At 37.3% G+C, this 23888-nt stretch carries 12 protein-coding genes; 6 read left to right on the forward strand and 6 right to left on the reverse strand.

The features are described from left to right. Together J2T59_RS06395 and J2T59_RS06400 are read left to right on the forward strand one after the other, a co-directional pair. Complete coding sequence (locus J2T59_RS06395) at positions 1–759, forward strand: formylmethanofuran dehydrogenase subunit C (RefSeq protein ID WP_259135044.1); 759 nt, start codon at positions 1–3, stop codon at positions 757–759. A gap of 83 nt (positions 760–842) precedes the next feature. Continuing rightward, entirely contained in the window at positions 843–1115 is a 273-nt protein-coding gene (locus J2T59_RS06400; RefSeq protein ID WP_259135046.1) for a DUF1294 domain-containing protein, read from the forward strand. A gap of 44 nt (positions 1116–1159) precedes the next feature. Here J2T59_RS06400 and J2T59_RS06405 read toward each other — a convergent pair whose 3' ends face one another. From J2T59_RS06405 to J2T59_RS06420, 4 genes are all read right to left on the reverse strand, one after another. Then, on the reverse strand, positions 1160–1693 hold the full coding sequence (locus tag J2T59_RS06405; RefSeq protein ID WP_259135047.1) for a hypothetical protein: 534 nt from the start codon (positions 1691–1693) through the stop codon (positions 1160–1162). Between the two features lie 164 nt (positions 1694–1857). Then, positions 1858–3984 carry an MA0829/MM1976 family S-layer protein gene (locus J2T59_RS06410; RefSeq protein WP_259135049.1) on the reverse strand — a complete coding sequence of 709 codons (2127 nt, stop codon included), beginning with the start codon at positions 3982–3984 and terminating at the stop codon, positions 1858–1860. Positions 3985–4701: 717 nt separating this feature from the next. Further along, positions 4702–7029, reverse strand: coding sequence for an MA0829/MM1976 family S-layer protein (locus J2T59_RS06415; protein WP_259135051.1), 2328 nt, complete (start codon positions 7027–7029; stop codon positions 4702–4704). 565 nt (positions 7030–7594) lie between these two features. Further along, positions 7595–9634 carry an MA0829/MM1976 family S-layer protein gene (locus J2T59_RS06420; RefSeq protein ID WP_259135053.1) on the reverse strand — a complete coding sequence of 680 codons (2040 nt, stop codon included), beginning with the start codon at positions 9632–9634 and terminating at the stop codon, positions 7595–7597. Positions 9635–10214: 580 nt separating this feature from the next. On the opposite strand from J2T59_RS06420, the gene J2T59_RS06425 reads away from it, so the two are divergent. Further along, entirely contained in the window at positions 10215–11006 is a 792-nt protein-coding gene (locus J2T59_RS06425) for an ATPase domain-containing protein (RefSeq protein ID WP_259135054.1), read from the forward strand. Between the two features lie 33 nt (positions 11007–11039). Here the strand turns inward: J2T59_RS06425 and J2T59_RS06430 are convergent, their stop codons facing one another. Beyond that, on the reverse strand, positions 11040–11180 hold the full coding sequence (locus J2T59_RS06430) for a hypothetical protein (protein ID WP_259135056.1): 141 nt from the start codon (positions 11178–11180) through the stop codon (positions 11040–11042). Positions 11181–11500: 320 nt separating this feature from the next. Continuing rightward, positions 11501–21436 (reverse strand): AAA family ATPase, encoded by a 9936-nt coding sequence (locus J2T59_RS06435; protein ID WP_259135058.1) that lies wholly within the window; start codon positions 21434–21436, stop codon positions 11501–11503. Positions 21437–21552: 116 nt separating this feature from the next. Between J2T59_RS06435 and J2T59_RS06440 the strand changes: the two genes are divergently transcribed. The 3 genes from J2T59_RS06440 (at position 21553) to J2T59_RS06450 (ending at position 23883) form a co-directional block, all read left to right on the forward strand. Beyond that, entirely contained in the window at positions 21553–22704 is a 1152-nt protein-coding gene (locus J2T59_RS06440) for an amidohydrolase family protein (protein ID WP_259135060.1), read from the forward strand. Continuing rightward, positions 22701–23171, forward strand: coding sequence for a universal stress protein (locus J2T59_RS06445; RefSeq protein ID WP_259135062.1), 471 nt, complete (start codon positions 22701–22703; stop codon positions 23169–23171). The genes J2T59_RS06440 and J2T59_RS06445 overlap by 4 nt, the downstream gene beginning before the upstream one ends. Before the next feature lie 250 nt (positions 23172–23421). After that, positions 23422–23883, forward strand: a complete 462-nt coding sequence (locus tag J2T59_RS06450; protein ID WP_259135064.1) for a universal stress protein — start codon at positions 23422–23424, stop codon at positions 23881–23883. Positions 23884–23888 lie beyond the last annotated feature (5 nt).

Raw genomic sequence — 23888 nt, forward strand, 5'->3', positions numbered from 1 at the left:
ATGCAAAAAGTCACACTTACACTTCGTGAGAAGAACAGAATACCTATAGTAGCTGATAGTATCACGCCAGATAATTTTGCAGGACTCTCTGACCGCGACATTGAACAGATACCTGTATGGCACGGTAATTCTCAAGTATTCCTTGGCGACATTTTCGAGGTTGTTGTTGACGGTTCTGATACTGCTGAGAATGTCGTGATCGAGATCAACGGTGATGTATCAAGGATAAAACGTATTGGCCAGGGTATGACAGCAGGTGAGATCATCATTAACGGTAATGTCGATATGCATTGCGGTTGTACAATGTCTGGTGGTAAGATCACAGTTAATGGTCATGCAGATAATTGGATCGGTTGTGATATGAGAGGTGGTGAGATCGAGGTTAATGGTAATGCCAAGTATTATGTTGGTAGTGGATATCGCGGTGATACTACCGGTATGACTGGTGGTAAGATCACTATCAATGGTAATGTCCTCGACTTCTTAGCTGAACATATGTCTGGTGGTGAGATACATGTCAAAGGTGATGCGGGACTCTTACTAGGCCTTGCGAATAATGGTGGCACTATTATTGTCGATGGCGATGCCACCATGGCTGCGGGTGAAATGAAGAAAGGACTCATTGTAATAAAAGGTACAGTTCACGAAATGTTACCAGTGTATCGAGAAGATGGTACTGAGGAGTTTAATGGTGAAACGTACCGCAAGTTCACAGGTGATGTAAACATAAGAGGGAAAGGAACACTATTGATCAAATGAAAAGAGTTTTTGTGTTCTAGCTCTAACTCTTTTCTTCTTATCCACTCCAAACTTTTTTTATTGAAACTTTGAGGTCAAGCTGAATGGACCTATTAATACTATTTTTTAGTTATCTTGCACTTTTAAACATTTACTCGTTCTACTTGATGGGTGCTGACAAAAAACGTGCAATCAATAGGTCTAGAAGAGTACCCGAGAAAACATTCTTTTCACTCGCATTTCTTGGTGGGAGTATAGGAGTTTTTATCGGGATGAACTTATTCAGGCACAAGACATTACATCGCAGTTTTAGTGTAGGTGTGCCTGTGATAATTTTAGTACAAGTACTGTTCTTTTTAGAGTTCTTGCTAGTGTAAATGTTATTTAGAAAAGGAGAGAAAGAAAAAGTTAGAGGGTTTTTTTAGAACCCTGCAGCTTTCACGAAATCTTTAAGAAATGTGTAATCGTCGGTATTACCTTCAACCACAAAAACATAATTTTGTTGATTCCATATGTAAGTGAACCTATCAACATATTCTCCACCCACACGAGTAAATTTATTGATCCTTGTCACATCTTGACCATCCACTGTTTCTTCAACAAATCTATCCCGATTATTAAATTCTGGGTATGTTGCTTTATATTCTTCAACAAAATTGTCTGCTGACTGGGTATCTTCCATTTCAATGACAGTTAGATGAATCTCTGCATCATCACTTTGATATATTCCTCGTGATGCTTCTACGATACCTGGAACATCCACATAATCATTTGCAATGCTATCACCTGAAATGGTAGGATTCCCTAAATGTTCAAGTTCATGAGGTGTATCTTCTACCATTGAAAGGTCCTCTACATCCATATCAGGCAATTCTTCATTATTATCAATACATCCTATACTTAAAGTCAGCATAAGAACAGAAAATGATAATATCATCAAAATCTTCAATTTCATTTTAATATCCTCCGTCACCAAACTAGTAATTTTTGTACTAGGATAGTAATGAATATATTTGAAACTATCGACAAAGTGCAATAGTTAATTAATAATCTATTAAAAAAAAAGAATGGTAGAAAGGATTTTTATTAAATCCTTTTACCTTTTTATTTGTTTTTTATTTACAGTTTTCTTGCAAAGTATGCAACTGCTAGAAGTCCAGCCATAGCGAAGATAGCTGTAAATCCAGGTGTTGGTTCAGGCTCTGGTTCAGGCTCTGGTTCAGGCTCTGGTTCAGGCTCTGGTTCAGGCTCTGGTTCAGGCTCTGGTTCAGGCTCTGGTTCAGGCTCTGGTTCAGGCTCTACTGGATCTACTGGATCTACTGGTTCACCAACAGTTCTCTCAACGAATGGATAGAACCTTATCTCATCATCATCTGCTACACGGAAATAGATATCTCCCATCAAGTGTTGAGCAGTATCTTTTCTCAATGTTATTGATGAATCTAACGTAAGATCAATTTGTTCATCACCAATTGTATCAACTTCCATTTTACCAAATGTATCTCCAGATTCTATTTCTATAGCATCATCAGAGATCTGATAAACACCTTCAATAACCACAAGTGCATCGACGGTTCCTTGGAATACCTGGTCAACATGAACTGCTAATGTCACTACATCATCTTCATCAAGTACTGTCTGTTCATAGAACCAAGTTCTATCATGAACTGCAGTATCATCTACATCAATGATTTTATCATCAACAAATTCGCCATCTTTTGTGAGTTCAAGCCATACTTTGTCACCTTCAACGTCAATCTGTTGTGGAGTAATAGCATATCCTTCTTCAAGGTCAAGGGTTTGGCCTACTCTTAAAGTCCAGCTGTCATCGGTATCCATTAAAAGTTTACTTAGTTTACCTACTTCTGAACCTGTCTCTGCGTCGTTTTCAGAGAACAATGGAACATATTCTTCTGCAAAGAATCCAATCTTTGAATAGTTAAATTGGTCATTTGCATCATAATAAAACTCGAATTCTGGATTTATTGGATATTGCATATGAGTACTGTAGTTTACATCCCCTTCATCGAGTTTTCTGTCATTAGCTCCCCCATCTAAAACGTCAACATTAACTTGAAGCCATTCTGAATGCATGTTTTCATCTAAATCATAAAAGAAACCTGCAAATGAAAAGCCTTCTGTTGCATTAAGAACATCGTTGCCATCACCATCGGTTACATTTGTTCCTGTTGCGGTCCAATTAAGGTGTGTTGTGGTGACCCAGTCATTTTCATCAGAAACTGTACCTCTTACTTCATATGTACCAGGTTCTGTGATTTTTTGCATTAAATAGAAGAGTTTTTCATCGTCTCCAGTACTATAAGGTGCAACTCTGAAATACAGATCTTCCATAATATGTTGCGTAGTATCACTTCTCAAAGTAATATCTGAATCTAAAATCATGACAATTTTGTCATCTAGGCTGTCTATGATCATTTTTCCAAAAGTATCGTCAGTTTCTAGCTCAAGACCATCGTCTGCAATCTGCCATACACCTTCAATAACTACAAGTGCATCAACAGTTCCTTGGAATACCTGGTCAACATCGATTGCAAGTGTAACTACATCTTCTTCACCCATTACTGTCTGCTGATAAACCCAGCTAGTTTCGTTGGTCTTAGTTACATCAATGATCTTATCGTCAAGATATTCACCATCTTTTGTGAGCTCTAACCAAACTTTGTCACCTTCAACATCAATCTGTTGTGGTGTAATAGCATAACCATCCTCTAAATCAAGACTTTGACCTACTCTAAGGGTCCAGCTGTCATCTGTATCCATTAAGAGTTTACTTAATTTATCTACTTCATAGGAAGCTAAATCGTCTTTATCATAGACTAATGGTCCATCTTCAAAGACAGGTACATATTCTTGTGCTAGGAAACCTAGTAGTGGATAGTCTCCCCAGTCTTCGTCATCTGCTGTAGTAAAGTTATGTGATGTTGTTACATTTTGAGGAGTTGCTGTATAAACTAAATCTTCCTCTTTTATTGTATCACCATCTACATCTAACACGGTTAAGTTTTCACTAGCACGGTCTTCATCAAGATCATACCAAAAGCCTGCAAAGTTTGTTTCATTTGCAACTAATTGATCTACATCATTATCTAATGCAGAGAAGTTCCAAATTGGTCCTCTAATCTCAAGCTCGTCAAGGTAATCGTCGTGTTCATCGGCACTTGCTGCACCAACTGCGAAAACTGACATGAGCATTAGAACAACCAACATTATTCCTAATTTTCTCATAATTTATTATCCTCCTTATTTTGTGGGAATAGTTTTTGATTTTTCATTGTGTGGTTTTTATTAGATGATAAACATAATGTACTGTGCATGGTTGCACACTACTTCCTTCAAAAGATGAGAATAGCTCATTTTTTCTGAAGGACATTATCACCCTCCTAATCCCGTCATATTGGATTATCCATCAAAGATTACCATTTGACTATTAAATGTTTTGTGGTCTATTTGAGAGGATTTAACTAGAAATAGTATTAAAAAACGATTAATTTTTCGACAATACACGTATTATTAGTGGATTTTATATAAATTCAAACGTATCTCAATTTTCAGGTTTCAAAATTGTCGAATATATATTTTCTATGAAATTTTATTAACTTACTAATAGAAAAACAATAACAATAAAACTTTAATTTATTTTATAGTCTTTTTACTGAACTTGATTTTAAAGTATTATTAATAAATAGATATTAGATTGACATATATATCTTAGATTATTTTAATTCCAAAAAAGTATCGTCTAAATAAAATGAATCTTAGATTAGGATATTATATCTAATATAAAGACATTAAACTAAAATTTAATCAGAAAAATGAAGTGCGTAACTCTATAAATTAATATTAAGTTACTAATTAAAAAAATAGTTTAAAAGAAGAGTCTTTAGTTAAAAAGCTCTTCATTTAAAAAAGATGGAGATAGATCCATCTTTATTTATCTCTTTTTTATTTGTTATACATTCTTGCAAAGAATGCAACTGCTAGAAGTCCAGCAATGGCAAATATTGCTTCGAATCCAGGTGTTGGTTCAGGCTCTGGCTCAGGTTCTGGGTCAACTGGCTCTGGATCTACTGGTTCTTCTACAGTTATTGTGGTTTCTGCAGTATCTTCACCAACATCGTTAGAGACTGTTAGTGTTGCAGTGTATTCACCTTCTTCTTCATATGTATGGGTTGGGCTTGCTTCTGTTGAAGTTTCACCGTCTCCAAAGTCCCATTCATAATCGACTGCATATTCAGATTCGTCAATGAAACTGACAGTCAATGGAGCTTCACCTGTGGTTGGGTCAGCTGTGAATGCTGCTACAGGTTCCTCGTCTACTGGATCTACTGGATCTACTGGATCTACTGGTTCACCAACAGTTCTCTCAACGAATGGGTAGAATCTTACCTCGTCATCATCTGCTACTCTGAAGTAGACATCTCCCATCAAGTGTTGAGTAGTGTCTTCCCTCAATGTTATTGATGAATCAAGCACAAGCTCAAGTTGATTAGTACCAACTGTATCAACTTCCATTTTACCAAATTCATCACCAGATTCGATTTCCATACCATCGTCGGCTATTTGGTAAACACCTTCGATCACAACAAGTGAATCAGCTGTTCCTTGGAATACCTGTTCTACATGAACTGCTAATGTCACTACATCATCTTCATCTAAGACAGTCTGTTCATAGAACCACGTTTGATCTTCAGTATCATCATCTACTTCAATTATCTTATCATCTACAAATTCACCATCTTTTGTGAGTTCGAGCCATACTTTTTCACCATCAACATCTATTTGTTGTGGTGTTATTGCATAGCCTTCTTCAAGGTCAAGTGTTTGATCCACTCTTAAAGTCCAACTATCATCAGTATCCATTAACAGTTTACTGAGTTTACCTACTTCTGAGCCATCCTCTGCATCATTTTCAGAGAATACTGGTACATACTCTTCTGCAAAGAATCCAATCTTTGAATAGTTAAATTGGTCATTTGCATCATAATAAAACTCGAATTCTGGATTTATTGGATATTGCATATGAGTACTGTAGTTTACATCCCCTTCATCGAGTTTTCTGTCATTAGCTCCCCCATCTAAAACGTCAACATTAACTTGAAGCCATTCTGAATGCATGTTTTCATCTAAATCATAAAAGAAACCTGCAAATGAAAAGCCTTCTGTTGCATTAAGAACATCGTTGCCATCACCATCGGTTACATTGTCACCTGTTGCGGTCCAATTAAGGTGTGTTGTGGTGACCCAGTCATCTTCATTTGCTACAGTACCTCTAACTTCGTATGTTCCAGGTTCGGTTATTTCTTGCATGAGGTAGAAACGTTTGTTCTCATCTTCACCTGAAGAATACTCAGCTACTCTAAAGTACAAGTCTTCCATGATATGTTGCTTTGTATCACTTCTTAATGTGATATCTGATTCGAGTTCCATCACAATTTCATCTTCTACACTATCAACTTCCATTTTTCCGAATGTGTCATCGGTTTCGATTTCTGTACCGTCATCAGCAATCTGCCAAGCACCTTCTATAACAACAAGTGCATCAACAGTTCCTTGGAATACTTGGTCTACATCAACCGCTAGAGTTACTACATCTTCTTCACCCATGACAGTTTGATCATATACCCAACTAGTTTCATTGTCGTTACCAACATCTATTATTTCATCATCTATGTACTCACCATCTTTTGTGAGTTCTAACCAAACTTTGTCACCATCAACATCAATCTGCTGTGGTTCGATTGCATAGCCTTCTTCAAGTTCTAGCGTTTCGCCAACTCTTAGTGTCCAGCTATCATCTGTGTCTAATAGAAGTCTACTTAGTTTATCTACATCATAGGCAGCTAATTCGTCTTTCTCATAGACTAATGGTCCGTCTTCAAAGACAGGTACATATTCCTCTGCAAGGAAACCTAGTAGTGGATAGTCTCCCCAGTCTTCGTCATCTGCTGTAGTAAAGTTATGTGATGTTGTTACATTTTGAGGAGTTGCTGTATAAACTAAATCTTCCTCTTTTATTGTATCACCATCTACATCTAACACGGTTAAGTTTTCACTAGCACGGTCTTCATCAAGATCATACCAAAAGCCTGCAAAGTTTGTTTCATTTGCAACTAATTGATCTACATCATTATCTAATGCAGAGAAGTTCCAAATCGGTCCCCTTAGTTCAAGCTCGTCAACATAATCATCATTGTTGTTAGCACTTACTGCACCAACTGCAAACAATGACATGAGCATTAAGACAACCAGTGTGATTCCTAATTTTCTCATTTTTCTTTTATCCTCCATAATTTTTTAATCATAATTCGAATACAATTTCGTATTCAGGATGTTGTGTGAGAGTTAAAATGATATTTAGCGTCTCAATAACGCTATTTCCAAAATATTGTCACCCTCATTATCCCGTCATATTGGATTAACAAGTATCCATTTATTTGGTCTATTATTAAATCTTTTGTGGTCAAATTAACCTTATTTTCAAAAAATAAGTAATAAATAACGTTATTTTTATCGACATATGTCTTAATTCACCTATTTAGTTATAATAAGTTTTATTTTTACATATAAAACCTATTTTATCAGTATTCTTTTTTATCTTGATTTTATAAGTCAAATAATAACTTATTATCATAAAAAAAGGTATTTTTTAACTTATTACAAAACCAAAACTGAAAAGTGCAATTGTTATAAATGAAAATATGATTCTAATTAAAACCAAGTTAGTACACATAAAAGTAAATTTAATAGAACAAAAGTTATTCGACGATTACTAACAGATAATCTAAAATGAAAAATATGAGCTGCCGATTTACAGCTCATGTAACTTATTTTTTTATCAAATCTTCCTTAACAGGTACACCATCACTAGAATTCCAATCAGGCCAAGTACTGCTCCAAACCCAGGTGTAGGCTCGGGTTCAGGCTCAGGTTCAGGCTCAGGTTCAGGCTCAGGTTCGGGTTCTGGTTCAGGCTCAGGTTCTGGTTCTGGGTCAATTGGGTCAACCGGATCTACGGGATCAACAGGGTCAACTGGATCCACTGGTTCACCAACTGTCCTCTCAACGAATGGATAGAACCTAACTTCATTTGTATCATCTGCTACACGGAAGTAGATATCACTCATTAAATGTTGTTTACTATCTCTTCTTAGAGTTAGTGTTGAATCGAGTTCCATCTCGATCTGACCGTCAGTGTTTGTGACCTTCATCTTACCAAACTTATCATCTGTATCAATATCAATACCATCATCTGATATTTGCCAGATACCCTCGATCACTACAAGACTGTCTACTGTACCCTGGAAAACCTGCTCGATATTTATTGCAAGTGTGATAATATCATCTTCGCCAAGAACAGTCTGGTCATAGAGCCAGGTAGTATCGGCGGAACCTACATCAATGATCTTATCATCAAGGTATTCTCCATCTTTGTTCAATTCAAGCCAGACCTTTTTACCATCAACATCGATCTGTTTTGGTACTAGACTATAACCTTCCTCGAGTTCAAGAGATTGACCAACCCTAAGTGTCCATTTATCGTCAGTATCCATCAACAATTTAGATAATTTATCTACAGCTATACCGTCAAGTTGAGATTTATCATCTACTAAAGGACCGCCAGTGAACACAGGAACATATTCTTCTGCAAAAAAACCAATTATAGCATAATGTTCAAATCCATTGAAATTCTGTTCTGAGGTGACATTCTGAGGTATTGCAATATATTTGACTTTATCATCCTCTAAGCTCCTTGAACCTGGTGCAAGACCTGTTCCATCTACTTTCAAAATCTCTGAATGTTTATCTTCACCTAGATCGTACCAGAATCCTGCAAATGAGCCTTGTAAAGATGCCGGTTCTCCATTGATCTGAGTTCCTGTAGCAGTCCAGTTGAACGTAGTTCCATGTACTGCAATAGTACCTCGAACCTCATATGTGCCTGGAGTAGTTATCTCCTGCATTAGGTAGAACCTACCATCTGTGGCAGTAGTATAATCAGAGACTCTGAAATAGAGACTTTCCATGATATGTTGCTTACTATCCCTTCTAAGCGTGATCGCTGTATCAAGTTCCATCTCGATCTGACCATCAGTGTTTGTAACCTTCATCTTACCAAACTTATCATCAGTATCAATATCAATACCATCATCTGATATCTGCCAGATACCCTCGATCACTACAAGACTATCTACTGTACCCTGGAAGACCTGCTCGATATTTATTGCAAGTGTGATAACATCATCTTCACCAAGAACTGTCTGGTCATAGAGCCAGGTTTTGTCAGCAGAACCTACATCAATGATCTTATCATCAAGGTATTCTCCATCTTTGTTCAATTCAAGCCAGACCTTGTTACCATCAACATCGATCTGTTTTGGTACTAGACTATACCCTTCCTCAAGTTCAAGAGATTGACCAACCCTAAGTGTCCATTTATCGTCAGTGTCCATCAACAATTTAGATAATTTATCTACAGCTATACCGTCAAGTTGAGATTTATCATCTACTAAAGGACCGTCAGTGAAAACTGGAACATATTCTTCTGCCAAAAAACCAATTATGGCATAATGTTCAAATCCATTGAAATTCTGTTCTGAGGTTACATTCTGTGGTACTGAATAATATTTCAGGTCATCATCTTCCAATTTATTGTCCCCAGTCCATGAATTAATGATAAGTCTTTCACTCGATTTGTTCTCATTCAGATCATACCAAAATCCTGCAAAGTTGGTACTGTTCGCTTCAAGGCCAGTATCGCCTATGCCCCATACAGGTCCCCTAATCTCAAGCTTGTCATTTGCTGCAGAGCTTGGAATTGCAACCGCAAACATCGACATTAGCATCAGGGCAACCAGCACAATTGCTATTTTTTTCATATTTTTCTCCTCGTTTTATTTTTTTGTATATAGTTTTGATTACCCCGGGTTTACGGAAGTTAAACTATGTCCACATTAAATCATTATATGCACACAGATTCTTATCATAGTTTCAGAAAAATTAACTTTAATACTATGATTGTCGAATTTTAACCCCTAAAATTACCCGTCATATGTATATCAAATACATAATATGGATTGTAAGAATATAACTATTGTGGTCTTTTTTCCAAACTATTACACAATTTCGTGTATTGAAATGTTGTGTTCGTCAATTAACGATTAATTTTTTTTAGAGTTTATCTTTATATCTACACAGATTCTTCAACATGATCATCAAACTTAAAATCATGTATTCCAAATATCTGTTTATTTCCTTATTTTTCAAAACGGGTCTTTAAATGAATTGAGAAAACTTCAGCAATAGATTTATATTTGCACTTAACATAATCTTTTCAAAATTAAGGTGTGCATTACCTGAGTCTTAAATAAAAACCACATTTTATATATTGTACAGATCAACTCAATCTAAAACAAATTGAAACAATACTTAGGTATTTAGCTAACAGGAGAATTTTGTTTGTTCGATAATATTCCCGACAATAATGGTACAAGTGGACTTAGTTCAAGTAGTGATGATGAGGATAGGGTACTGACGGGTATAGAAGGATTTGATGAAATATGCAATGGTGGTTTTTTACGTGATCGTACATACCTGGTTTCAGGGAATTCGGGTGCAGGTAAAACTAATTTTGCAATTCAGTTCATTTATAACGGTATTGTGAATTATGGTGAACCCGGATTAATTGTTGCTACGGAAGAAAAACCTCAGCATATCAGAGAAAATGTTGCTAAGTTCGGATGGGACTTGAAGGCTTTAGAAGATGAAGGGATGTTAGCTATAATAGATGCTAGTTCAACTAAGATTGGAGTTCCTTCACAAGAGAAGTTCGTTGATGTGAGACCTTTTGATATGAGATCAATGATAGATCAGATCATCACCGCCCAGGAAGATGTGGGTGCTACAAGAGCACTGGTAGATTCAAGTACTGCGTTAGGATTCCAAATACAGGACCCTGCCAGGATCAGAGTAGAGTTGCTTAAATTGAGTTCGACTCTAGAGATACTGGGCCTTACTTCGATAATGACATGTGAGACCATTAATGAGAATGAAGTATCAAGGTTTGGTGTAGAAAATTTCGTGACACAAGGTACTGTAGTTCTAAATTATCATAAAGCTGATAATGTACGTACTCGTAGTATCGAAGTTTATAAAATGCGTGGATCGGATCATAGTAAAAAAATGCATCCTTACGATATTACCTCACAAGGAATAGTTATACATCCAAACGAAGAAGTATACATGTTCTAAGCTGCTCTGAGAATAAAATATCTTGATCTTATATTAATCGAAATATTCTTGTTCATTCCCGCATGTGAGACATTTATAGATATAGTTCTGACGTTTGAGCATATCCTCTCTTTTAATAAGTGAACGACGCCATCTGTTCATTCGACCATTACATTTAGGACATATATGAAACATTTGATGATCACGTTCTCGATAAGTAACTACCAGAAAAGTTTGGATTTATTGTATTGTATTGTATTATATACATGTGATGTGCTGTAGCCCGACGCACTAACTCCGGGAGATCATCCTATGGACGGTCCGCTGTCACTCCCAGTTACCCTCGTGACGGGCATTATCGCAATAATTGTACCGTATTGAGGTTGTCTGTACATTCACTGAATGGTATATACCATGTTCTTATGCAAGGACCTAAAAATACGGCTACTCTGTTCATATGTTTCATTTAATATAAAAGTAATGTACATTATACGGTTTTTACAATTAATACTATATTATGTACTTGAAACATATCGTCGTATAAGTGAACTTAGTCTTTCAGGTATTTCTGAAGTTTCTTCTGCAATAGTTGCCTGGTCTTCTGGGTAGAGATCGAGAACAAAGTTGGTACCCTGGGCACCTATACCAAATCCTACTACGATTATGTTAGAGTACTTGTTCACAAGGTCCTTGAACTGGTCACGATCGAACTGTTGGTTTGGGTCACCGTCAGAAAAATGGATTATAAGATTAAGTGATCTTCGATCATGTTTGGGTATTCGTTCAAATGCATAGTATATGGCCTGAAGATCATTATTTCTTCCTTTTGTCCTTGACACATCGTTTACTACCTTAATGATCTTTTTCTTAGTTAAATGTTCACCGTATTTCAGGTAGATCTCCATTGGTTTATCGTCATGGAATCCAACTACCTCTACATTAACACCTTTTCTCTGGTCACTTTGGATTGCTGAGAGTAACATGAGAACAGCGTCTGATACGTGATCGATCTTATCACCTTGCATACTTGCACTCTGGTCAATAAGTAGAGATATACGGACCATGTATCGTTCAGGTTGTTCACGTTTCATGAATACTCGATCATTACCAGCAACAAGTGATGCGAGTTGAGTACTATCAAGTCTACCTTGAGCAAGATGTCTACGCCATATGCCCCTTTCATGTCGGTATATTTGTCTAAATTTATCTCGCATTAGTTTAATATGGTCCATTACACGTTCGTACCTGACTTGAAACTCTTTCTGTTCCCGTTCAGTAATACCTTCAAGTAACCTTTCTTCTCTTTCGAGTTCAGCTTTCTTTAATTCATCAACTCTTTTTTTCGCCTCGTTATCTTCATCGAGTCGTTCAAGTTCAATTCTTGACTCTTTAATAGCGTCCAAGATAAAGTTACGTAATTCCTCGAATTCTTCTGATGTGACTTGTCTACCAGTCTCATTGACGGGTTGGGTTGATAGTTTAGTGTTACGTTCATAATCAGTTAATTTAGTTGATGCCATGGATATTATTGCATCTTTCTCTGATTTAGTTGGGGGATCGATATGAATATCCTCAATAGTAAGGTATAATGAACGTTTTATCAGTTGTTGGAACTGAGGAGTATAATAGAGTTGTTTAGTTAATTCAATTAACTCGGTCTCGTTTTGGGTTGAGATGATCTGATCTATTTTATCTTGAAGTGAATTGAATGCGTTTATTACATCTGTACCAAAATGATCTGTACTTATTCCTCTATTAATAGCCCCAAATCTCCAGTAATAGAGAAGTAATGTGATGAACTGGATATGTGGATATTCGTCATGTTCTACAACCAGCTTTTCTGAATCGAACGATTCTTCATATAATGCTAATATCCAGTCACAGGTTCCAGGGAATTGAGCCATACCTTGTTGATTGATCCAAATATCACCAATTGCATTCACTAGTATTCGCGAGCCTGGTAATGACAGGAATTCGGTACTGAACTGTGTGGTGTTCCTATACAATATCTCAAATATTTCATGGAATAATAGGCCATAGATACTCTCATCATTGTCTCTATACAACAAATCCCATGGTGAAAAGAAGACATTTTTTATCCTAGGTATATCTTGAGCGAAAGTACAACCCCAAGAAGGTTTAGATGAAGAGTCTAAAGCATTAGATCTAGGTTTTTTCCATGGATGCAGAGGTATATCAAGAGCCGTTACAGTTTCAAGTAATCTCTGAAGTATTCGCTGTCTTTTTCTTGCACGTTCACTTTGATATAGAGTCGGTTTACCCGCTTCCCACCATCGATTGGGGTCATAGGTCTCTATCTCGTTCTCGGGTACTGGGAGAGAAAGGTTATAGCCTCGATATACAACTTCGTTTAGTGGTGTGCATTTAATACAGGGTTTTGGGTACTGTGTTTCAAGTACGTCTGTTAACATATAAAGGTCATTTAGATCGTTAGTGTTTAGATCGAGCTCATCTTCTCTTGAACTTAATCTTAGTTCGCGGTTAAGTAGTGTTCTTATATCCATGTCAGGGAAGTGTTTTAAATTCATTGCAATACGTTCAGTGCTCCTGAAAGTGGGTTTCCCATCATTACACTTCTCCCTAAGTTGGTTTATAAGACGTACAAGTGTCCCGAGTTGATGCATACAGTCATGATCTAGTTCTTTGATACCAATTAACCGTTTCATCACCTCGACCTCTTCTGAAGGTGGTAAGTATGTCATGTTTATACAGTACATACGGTCCATGAAATCTGCCATCATTGGGTTTATCTGATTAGTATCTTCAGGGATAGTTGCTGTGAAGATTAGCTGAAACCCTTTCTTTGCAGTAACTTTATATGAATTACTGGAAATGTTTGGGTTCGAGGTATCTATACCTTGAGGTAATATTATTTCGCGAAACTGTAATGCGTGGTTCAGGACAGCAAGGACTCCGGGGGGTGCTCTATTCACGTCATCTATGATACAGGGTCGACCTTCAACAGCTGATCTCACAAGTGGTGAGAGTTCGAGTTCAATAAACATATCATCTTTTTTTCGTACTGTTTTTTGCCAGACTGTCAGGTCATGGACGGTGGTTGATTCGTGGAGTGACATATGTTCCACGTTCTTATCCAGTAGATCAAAGACAGAATGAGCTAACCATGTTTTACCACAACCTTGAGGTCCTACCAAGAGTACATTACGGTTCAAGTGAATTCCCAGTAGGGTCTGATGAAGTGATCGGTCATTCGTTTTAGTTCGTTTATTGAAATAATTGATCGTTGGTTTATTTGATTTGATATTGGATTGGGGTAATAACGGGAAACTAAGGTGACCGGATATGAGATGACCTTTATCATAATATGGAGTGATGGTGTCTGATTGTGTATGAGTGGAATTTTTTGAAAGTAAAACGTGTTCACCTACTTCTGAAACGAGATATGAGACTTTCGAATTAACCAGTTCATGACCTTCTTCCCAGTAACCTACCATGAACTCTGAATGAATTATTGTACTCAATGGTTCTTCGGGATGAGTTACTATATTTTCAACTATTCTTTCAAGTACTCTAAGCGACATTTTTCGCCAAATGGTCTTCTCGGAATTGATACTTGTTTGAAGTTCTATAAGGCGAGTGAGGAACGAGTAGGGCAATTCGTTATTACATGTCTTTTGTAGAAAGTTTAGTTTTTCTTGTACTGGTAATTCTTTTATTTCCAGTACTGCACCGAACCTATCCTCGAAATCTTCACCTAGTTCATATCCTTCGTATCCTTCCTTGACCTCGTTCATTGTAGCGATTATCTGAAATCCTTGTGTTTTATTGAGCCACGTACCATCAGGCATTTCGAGTTGATCGGATTCCATTATTTCGTTCAGGATTGCACGTACCCCAGGCCTTACTCGTGTAACTTCATCAAGGATGATGATCTTGCCTTCTCGATATGCTTCAACTATATGACTATATTCCCAAACTGTTATACCAGCCTTAAGTCCTCTCATTGCAATAAGGTCTTGTGCTTCAGTTTCTTCTGATAGTGATATCACTATGGGGTCTTCACCCATGAGCTCACCGTATGCGAGTGATAACCAATCCTTACCAGTACCAGCTTCACCTACAAGAAGTACGTGTTCTGACATACTTCTCATTTTTGAGAGAATGGTTACAACATTATCGTTCTGGCCAATACCGGATATGTACCTGCACTTGATACTAGGATATTTTCGTTGCCATACTATATCCCCGAAATCTACCTTTTCATAGTTTGTGGATAGTTGTGGTTTCTCAGAAACTATTGGCACTGATTTATCACCAAATTTGGCTTCCCAGCTTATCTTCCATACCTTGATCTGTTCATCATCAATTGCACCTTCAACACCGCACATCATACCCAGTATATCGATCCAATGTTCATCTGGGTATAATGCCTTGAATTTTATTGTGCGTACAAGTGTTCTTGTAGTAACTGTACGCCTAAAGTTCTGTATAGCAAGTATACGTCTGCGATCCGCCATTTCAACAAGTTCGTGGATACGGTCACGAATATGCTCAGTAGGGGTACTGGAAGTTTCATTGTACCATACATTATGTAACAGTGCCTTTTCTTCGTCCGGTGCTAAATAATCGAGATTTATCGTGAACATACGGTCCATGAAATCTGCAAGTAATGGATTCACATCAACCAAACCACCAGGTGGAATTGCGGTCATCACGAGCCTGAAGTTCTTGTGTACTGATATCCTGTCAGTGTTCATTGACCCTATACGAACCTTTTTTGGGAGTATGATCTCACGAAACTGTAATGCGTGGTTCAGGACAGCAAGAACTCCTGAAGATGCACGGTTCACGCCTTCTATCAAACAAGGTTTTCCTTCGATAGCGGCCCTCACAAGTGGTGAGATCTCAAGGTCAAGTGAAATATCATGCCCTATCCTTTCAGTCTTTTGCCAAGCAGTAAGATCGAGTTCTGTAGTACTTTCATGTAATGACATTTGTTCAATATCGGTATTCAGTAACTTGAAGATCGAAGTAGCTATAAATGTCTTCCCTGAACCTACGGGTCCCAATAACAATATATTTCTTTTGAGTGAAAGGCCTAGCATCAATTTATGTAATGCCTGATTGTTAGAATGAAAATCGGTAGTAAAGTAGTGTAATAGTTCGTTGTTGGTTGAGAGTGTGCTATTCCTTTTGTTCACATCGAGTCGTACAGTACCTGATATTAACGCATTTCCTCTATAGTGAGGTACAAGGGTATCCCTTTCCACTGATTCTATGATGGAACTTAGTGGTTCTGCGAAACTTTCCGGTATTCTCCAGAAAAAAAGTTTTTGATCCTTGGAACTGGAGGCATAGATATAGTTATTTTGAAACTCGATCGTATCGAAATTTGTTGTATCTTCGGGTGTGATCAATCTTGTACTGGTACTGGCCCATCCACCTTCACGTGTCTTTGACCACGTATAAAGTGAATTATTCATGCCATATCCAATAATAAACTGAGTATTGGGAGATATATGAACAGATTTGAGTTTCTGTGGATTACCATTGAATTTGAGTTCATGGTATTCTATCTGTGGAGGTCTATTATGATATATCTTCCATGCATGGATTTTATAGTCATTACCGTATGAGAATAGCCAGTTATGTTCATGGTCACATGACCATTTCATATCAGTCAGTTTACCTACGGGTCCTTTAAGTTTAATTGGTTCTGACCCGATATTTTCTTCTGAGATTGAATGCCATAAGTACAGGGTACCATCATTAATACCAGCAGCAACCAGGTACCTCCCATCTTCGGACCATGAGAGTAACCCAAGATCAGTTGATTCTACCTGTTCTTGGAACAGTATATGTGTTTCTGTATTATTAGAAAGAGTAGGTTTGATTAGATAGATATTCCCGGCATATCCCACACAAGCTATCAATTTAGAGGTTGGTGACCATATTGCTGTGATCACAGATGTGGGGATTGGAATTGAAATTGATTTTTTAGTTAGGTCTGATTTTGATATGTCCAGAATATGAAGTGTATCTTTGTCATCAAGTAACAGTAACGATTTGTTGTCAGGGGACAGGGAGGTTACCAGAACTCTGTTCCCATCTTCCTTTAACCTTATACCATTAGAACGTGCAAATGTCATATCCTCATTTTTGTACCAGATCCAAACAGAGCCTTTTAATGTAACTATAAGGAAAAAGGAGTTATCAGTAGCTACAAATACTGATATGACTTTACTTAACTGATCCAGAATATGAGATTCGAGTTTTAACCATGTATTGTTCCCACGTTCCCAAACTTCAGGAGGAGCATACATTCCATTTACAATTAATAGATTGCCATCAGAGGATAGTGTTATTCTGTCTTTATGATCAGGTTCACGGTACAGTTCATGCCAGTGACCCACAATTTTCCCGTTGTTTAGCTCTGAAACAAGTAATTTACCTGACCTGTCCATGAGCACTGCAGTTGAGCCGTTACTAGATACACGCATTTGTATAATGTCTGGACATGGGTTATTCAGTTCAGATCCAAATCTCCAATCTCTTTTCCCGAGCAGCTGGGGTGGGAGGATCGAGATCAGTTTATCTACAGTATTCTTACCGGTTTCCCAATGACCTATCATGAACTCTGATCGTATTATTTCATCTATACCTATATCTGGATATGTTACTTTCATTTCAACTATACGTTCAAGTACTCGCAATGAGACTTTTCGCCACACATCTTTACTGCCATTAATACGGTTCTGAAGGTCGATCAGGGAGATGAGTGAAGTATCTGAGATCAAGGTGTTGTTGGGGTCAACTCGTTTCAAGAACTTGAGTTTTTCTTCATCCGGGAGTTCTTTTACTTCTAATACTGCACCGAACCTGTCCTCGAAATCTTCACCTAGTTCATATCCTTCGTATCCTTCCTTGACCTCGTTCATTGTAGCGATTATCTGAAATCCTTGGCCTTTCTGAACCCAAGTACCGTCAGGCATTTCGAGTTGGTCGGAATCCATTATTTCGTTCAGGATTGCACGTACACCTGGCCTTGTCCTTGTTACTTCATCGATGATGATTATGGATCCTTCTTGATATGCTTTTACTATATGGCTATATTCCCAAACTGTTACGCCTTCATTAAGGTCACGTTTAGCTATCAGTTCTTGCCCTTCAACTTCTTCTGATAATGATATCACCATCGAATTTTCGCCCATGAGTTCACCATAAGCGAGTGATAACCAGTCCTTACCAGTACCGGCTTCACCTACAAGAAGTACATGTGAACCCAAATTCCTAGCTTTTGCTAAAAGGTCGATTATTCGATCGTTTTGTTCTATACCACTGAAATATCTTGACCGGACATTATTATCTTTACGTGACCATATTTTACCACCCGCTTCCAATGTCCCTGATGCAATATCAAGTCTGATATGTGGTGATTCAATTTGATTGGAGAAAGTATTAGATGAATCCCAAGTCGATATGAAAAATGACATCTTTTCCGGGCTTACAGCACCTTCTACTCCAGTTAACATAGAAAGGATATCTAACCAATGTTCTTTGGGGTACTCTTTCTTGAAATGAACAAGTTTTTCCAGTGATCTTGTACTAATGGCTCGTTGTGGTTCGCCCATATCTTGATCACGGGTGATAGTAGCTATGGATATGAGCTTTCTAAGCTCAGTATCGAAGTTGGCAGTAGTAGTATCTCCCCCAATATTATACCAAATATTTTTTAGAAGAGATCGTTCCTCTTCTGGTGGTAAATAGTCTATCCATACACAGTACATCCGGTCCATGAAATCGGCTAGCATCTGATTGATACCGGTATGTTGTTGTGGAGGGTTCATTGTCATTACCAGTTTGAACCCAGGAGATATGGTGATACGATCAGTTAGGATATTATTGTATCTGATCTTTTTTGGAAGAATTATTTCCCTGAATTGTAATATGTGGTTCAGGACAGCTAGTACTCCAGTGGATGCCCTATTTATTTCATCTATAATACAGGGTTTTCCTTCAATGGCTGCACGGACCAATGGTGATACTTCAAGGTCAAGTGAGAGTTCGTCTTTTACACGTACGGTCTTCTGCCAAACAAGAAGGTCCTGGACGGTGGTTCCTTCATGAAGTGACATGTGTTCTACTGACCTTTGTAATAACCGAAACGCTGATTTGCTGAGCCAGCTCTTCCCAGTACCCACATTCCCGATAAGAAGAACATTACGGTTCAATGAAAGACCTAAGAATAATTTATGCAAGATATTATTGTTAGTTGGTGTTTCTTTGATATAATAATCATATTCAATTCCTGGGCATGAGATTTTGTCATTTCCTAGAGGCAACTTAACAGTACCACTACACAAAAAGCCATCTTTCACTGTGGGAGTCGAGTTTGCTGATGATAATGAGCTTCGTAGTGGGGTGAGCGAGATTTCGAATTCGTGTTTATAATGTTCAATAGTATCAGGTGTAATATCAATACATTCACATACCCATTTATTTGGAGCTGTATTGTGCCAGAACCACAGTTGAGTGTCTGATATTGCTAGAACAGTACGTTTATCGGTTGTTATTTCGATATGGTCAATTGGACGTGAAGGACCTACGAGTTCATCGATCAATAGATATGGACTGTCATTATAGCATAACCATATCCTATTTTCAGCAATACCTATATTATATTCAGTTGTACCTAAGCTATCATTTACTGTTCTATCAGTTTTCAGCGAGTTTAGGAGTTCTTTCTCAAACCTATCCTCGATATTAGATGAAAAAGCTAAAATTTCCTTTTCTACGACATCATGTCCCTGTTCCCATGTTCCTATCAAGTATTCTGATCGAATAAGATTAGCAACAGGTTCTCTGGGATAGTTCGATTTTGATTCTATTATCCTTTCAAGCACTCTAAGTGACATTTTGCGCCACACTTTACCACTTGAATTGATACGGTCCTGCAACCTTACAAGTTCTTCAATGAACTGAGTTGGAGTCTTATTGTCAGCAATTCTTTTCAAGAACCTTATCCGATCATCAAAACTGAGTTCTGGTACATATAGAACAGTCCCAAATCTGTCCTTGAAACCAGGATCTATGTCATAACCACCATAAGCTTCACCGGGTTCGTTCATTGTAGCAATTATCTGGAACCCTTGACCTTTCTGAACCCAAGTACCGTCAGGCATTTCGAGTTGATCGGATTCCATGATATTGTTTAGTGTGGCACAGACGCCCGGTCTTGTCTTATTGACCTCGTCAAGGACGATAATATCGCCTTGTATGTAAGCTTTTACTATCTGACCATATTCCCATATAGTAACTCCTTCATGGAGACCTCTTGATGCTATTAGGTCGGGTCCTTCAAGGTCTTCTGAGAGTGAGATGACAATTGGATCTTCACCCATGACCTTTCCATACTTCATGGCAACCCAATCTTTGCCCGTGCCAGCATCTCCTATCATAAGCACATGATAACCAAGTATTCGTGCTTGTATCATTTCTTGGATAAAATGAATGCTTTGTTGTGTCCATTTCTGAACAGAGTTTAGGTGAGGTATGTCAGGATTTTTTGTAGATGAAAGTTCATAACAGAGGTTTTGTGTGAGTGAAAGTATTGTGGAATTTGTATATTCAGTACAGTAGTGGAATTTGCCATTTACTTCATCTGAGATGTTGAGCTTGTTTATACTATCAAGTATCTTATCAGCTACACACTCAATTGATACTGTTTGATCTATATCAAAATGTATTGAATAAGTCTTAGCTAGTTTAGTGTAAAATAAAGATAGATCTCGTTCAGTTACATTTTGGCATAAGTTGGTTAGTGAAGCAATAATAGCTGACCTTAGATCATTTGGTGAATTATGCCATAGAAATAGGTCACGAAACGTTACATATTCTAAATAGAGAGTATCTGATAATACGTTTTCATCAAGATAATAAGTGTGAGTATCATGATCTAAGAAAGATAGGGGAGCAAGACCTCGAACTATAATGATCTCAAGTTCGTGTTTGGGCGGTTGGTTAGAGATTGTAGATAGTTGTCTGGTAAGAACAGTTATCACTTGCCTATAATTATTGTTGTAATTGTTCAGGTCATTTTCAGGTTTTAAATCCGAGGTGCAGGTAGAACCGTTACTTGAACTTAATTTAAAGTGTGCCAGATGTTCAATAGCTACAGATATTCTTTTTCCTTGTTCAAAATTGTTTTTAAATTTACTATTTTCCCCATTTTTTGTTGGAACTAATTTTTCCAGATTAAGTGGTGGTGATGACCTGAGATTTTTGGCGAGTTGAGATATGAACTCAAAATTGAGTTGAGTTTCTGGATATCGTTTTTTGGTTAAGTTTTGACCTGAAACCAATTCTAGAAAATAGGAAGGGGATACATTATTGTCAGTGAGTTCGGATAAGTGGTATGTTATATACCCTAGATTTTGATTATTGTCATGTGAATGATTTGATAAATCCATTTTCTATCATCTTTTGAGTTTAATATGGAAGCATAGATTATTAAACCCATTTATTTTACTTTATTCTTGACTGTTGAATAAATATATTTAAAGCAAACAACAAGTATACATATATAATGCCATCTGAAAAAATAATTCCCGGTAAAATATTGTATGGACCCGATCTTGAGGTAATTGAAGGTAATGTTTGTGTCAAAGACGATGTTATAGTTGAGGTAAGTGAAGAGAAAGTAGATTCACAGAACATAATATTACCCTGTTTTATTAATGCTCATACACATATTGGAGATTCAGTATACAAAGATCCACCTCTTGGTACTTATGACAGGTTCTTGTTAAAGCACGATCTTGACGCTTTAGTGAAACCTCCAAACGGATTAAAGCATCGAATATTAAGACGTACACCTGAACCTGAGCTTGTTATTGGTATGAAAAAGACGGTATGTGATATGATCAATACAGGTACATGTGGTTTTGCTGATTTTAGGGAAAGTGGAGTTCCCGGAATACTTGCATTAAAGGAAGCTTTAAATGAAACTAATATAAAGACCCGTATTTTTGGCAGACCTACTGGAGATCAAAATGAGATTGAATCTGTGATAGAGGAAGTTGAACGATTGTTAGTGAATAGTGATGGGTTAGGGATAAGTGGCGTGAATGATCTCGATTCCAGAATGATCAGATCTATTGTTTCCACAACAAAGCTGAATAAAAAATTTTTCGCGATACATTGTGCTGAGAAGGAAAGGAAAGGTATTGAAGAAACTCTTGAATTAGGCCCGGACCTACTTGTGCATATGAACAGAGCAACTGAGGGTGATCTTAAGCGAACTGCTGATATGGATATTCCAATTGTTGTATGTCCACGTTCAAACTTTTTAACGGGGGCAGGGATGGCACCTGTTGCCAAAATGTTTGAAGCAGGTATCAGTGTGGCTGTTGGTACTGATAATGTAATGTTGAACTCAGTTAATATGTTTGAAGAAATGCAATTACTTTCAAAGGTGTTCGGGTTAGAAGATAAACATATATTTAGGATGTGTACATTAAATGGTGCTAAGGCTTTAAACTTTGTTGGATGTGGTATTATAGAGGAAGGTTATAATTCCAATATAATGATATTGAATGGTAATTCTAATAACTTATCACATTCTTCGGATATACTTAGTAGTGTTGTGAGGCGGGCAAGACCTGATGATATCTTAGCAGTAATTGGACCGGGTTCTTCACCAAGACCAACACCAACATCAGAAGGTAGAATAATATGAAAAGCAATATTTATAAACGAATATTGGTAGCTACCGATGGCTCAAAATTGAGCGAATGTACATTAAAATATGCAATAGAGATAGCACGCATTAGTGGAGCTAGACTCTATGCTGTTTATGTTGTAGATACTGCAGACTTTGCATCAATACCAATGGAAAGTGATGCTGGCTGGGAGACAATGTATTCAGTATTAAGAGATGAGGGTAAGGATGCTACACAGAAGGTCGAAGAGCTAGCAAAGAAGGTAGGTGTTGAAGTCGAGCAGGTAGAATTGGAAGGTCATCCTAGTGAAGAGATCGTTCAATTTGCAAATAAGGAGAATATGGATATTATAATCCTAGGTACACACGGAAAAAGTGGTCTCAGCAGTATCCTTATGGGAAGTGTTGCAGAAAATGTCATTCGAACTTCAACAAAACCTATCCTGGTAGTACCTGCGATTTCTAAAAAAGATAAATCTCATTAAATAACCCTAATTTGTATTCAATGTAAAAAATATCTAAAAATAGTTTTGAAACATACTAATATATATTAAGTGTGCTCTATTTGGCACCATATTCTGCTAAATTATTGTAATGTAGGGTAAACTTTATGATATTAAAACTAGTTTCCTGTAATCATTCAAAAGAACATAATCATATGTTCCACTGGAAAGAGAGGACATTAGATCAAAATATAGATTTCATTCATGCATAGAATTAATTGGAGAGGGTAAAATGGAAAGTACGATTTATAAAAATATCCTTATCGCCACAGACGGGTCTGAACATAGTGAAAATACCATCAAGTATGGTGTTGAGCTAGCCAAGCTCAGTGGTGCTAGATTATTTGCTGTTTATGTTGTGGATACTGGAGCATTCGCTTCAATACCAATGGATGCAGAGTGGGAAATGATGTATTCATTACTCCAAGATGAAGGGAAAAAAGCAACAGAACGCGTAGAAGAAATGAGTAATGAGTATGGTGTTGAAGTAGAGCAAGTTTTACTTGACGGTCAACCTGCACATGAAATAATTGATTTTGCGGAAAAGAACAATATCAGTGTAATTATCATGGGTACACATGGTAAAAGTGGACTTGACAGGTTCTTATTAGGTAGTGTAGCAGAAAGGGTCATAAGAAGTTCAGATATACCCGTTTTCGTGGTACGAATGTCTGATGATGATAATGATGAATGATACTA

It is taken from the genome of Methanosalsum natronophilum (genome assembly GCF_024808815.1).
Classification (GTDB): Archaea; Halobacteriota; Methanosarcinia; order Methanosarcinales; family Methanosarcinaceae; genus Methanosalsum; species Methanosalsum natronophilum.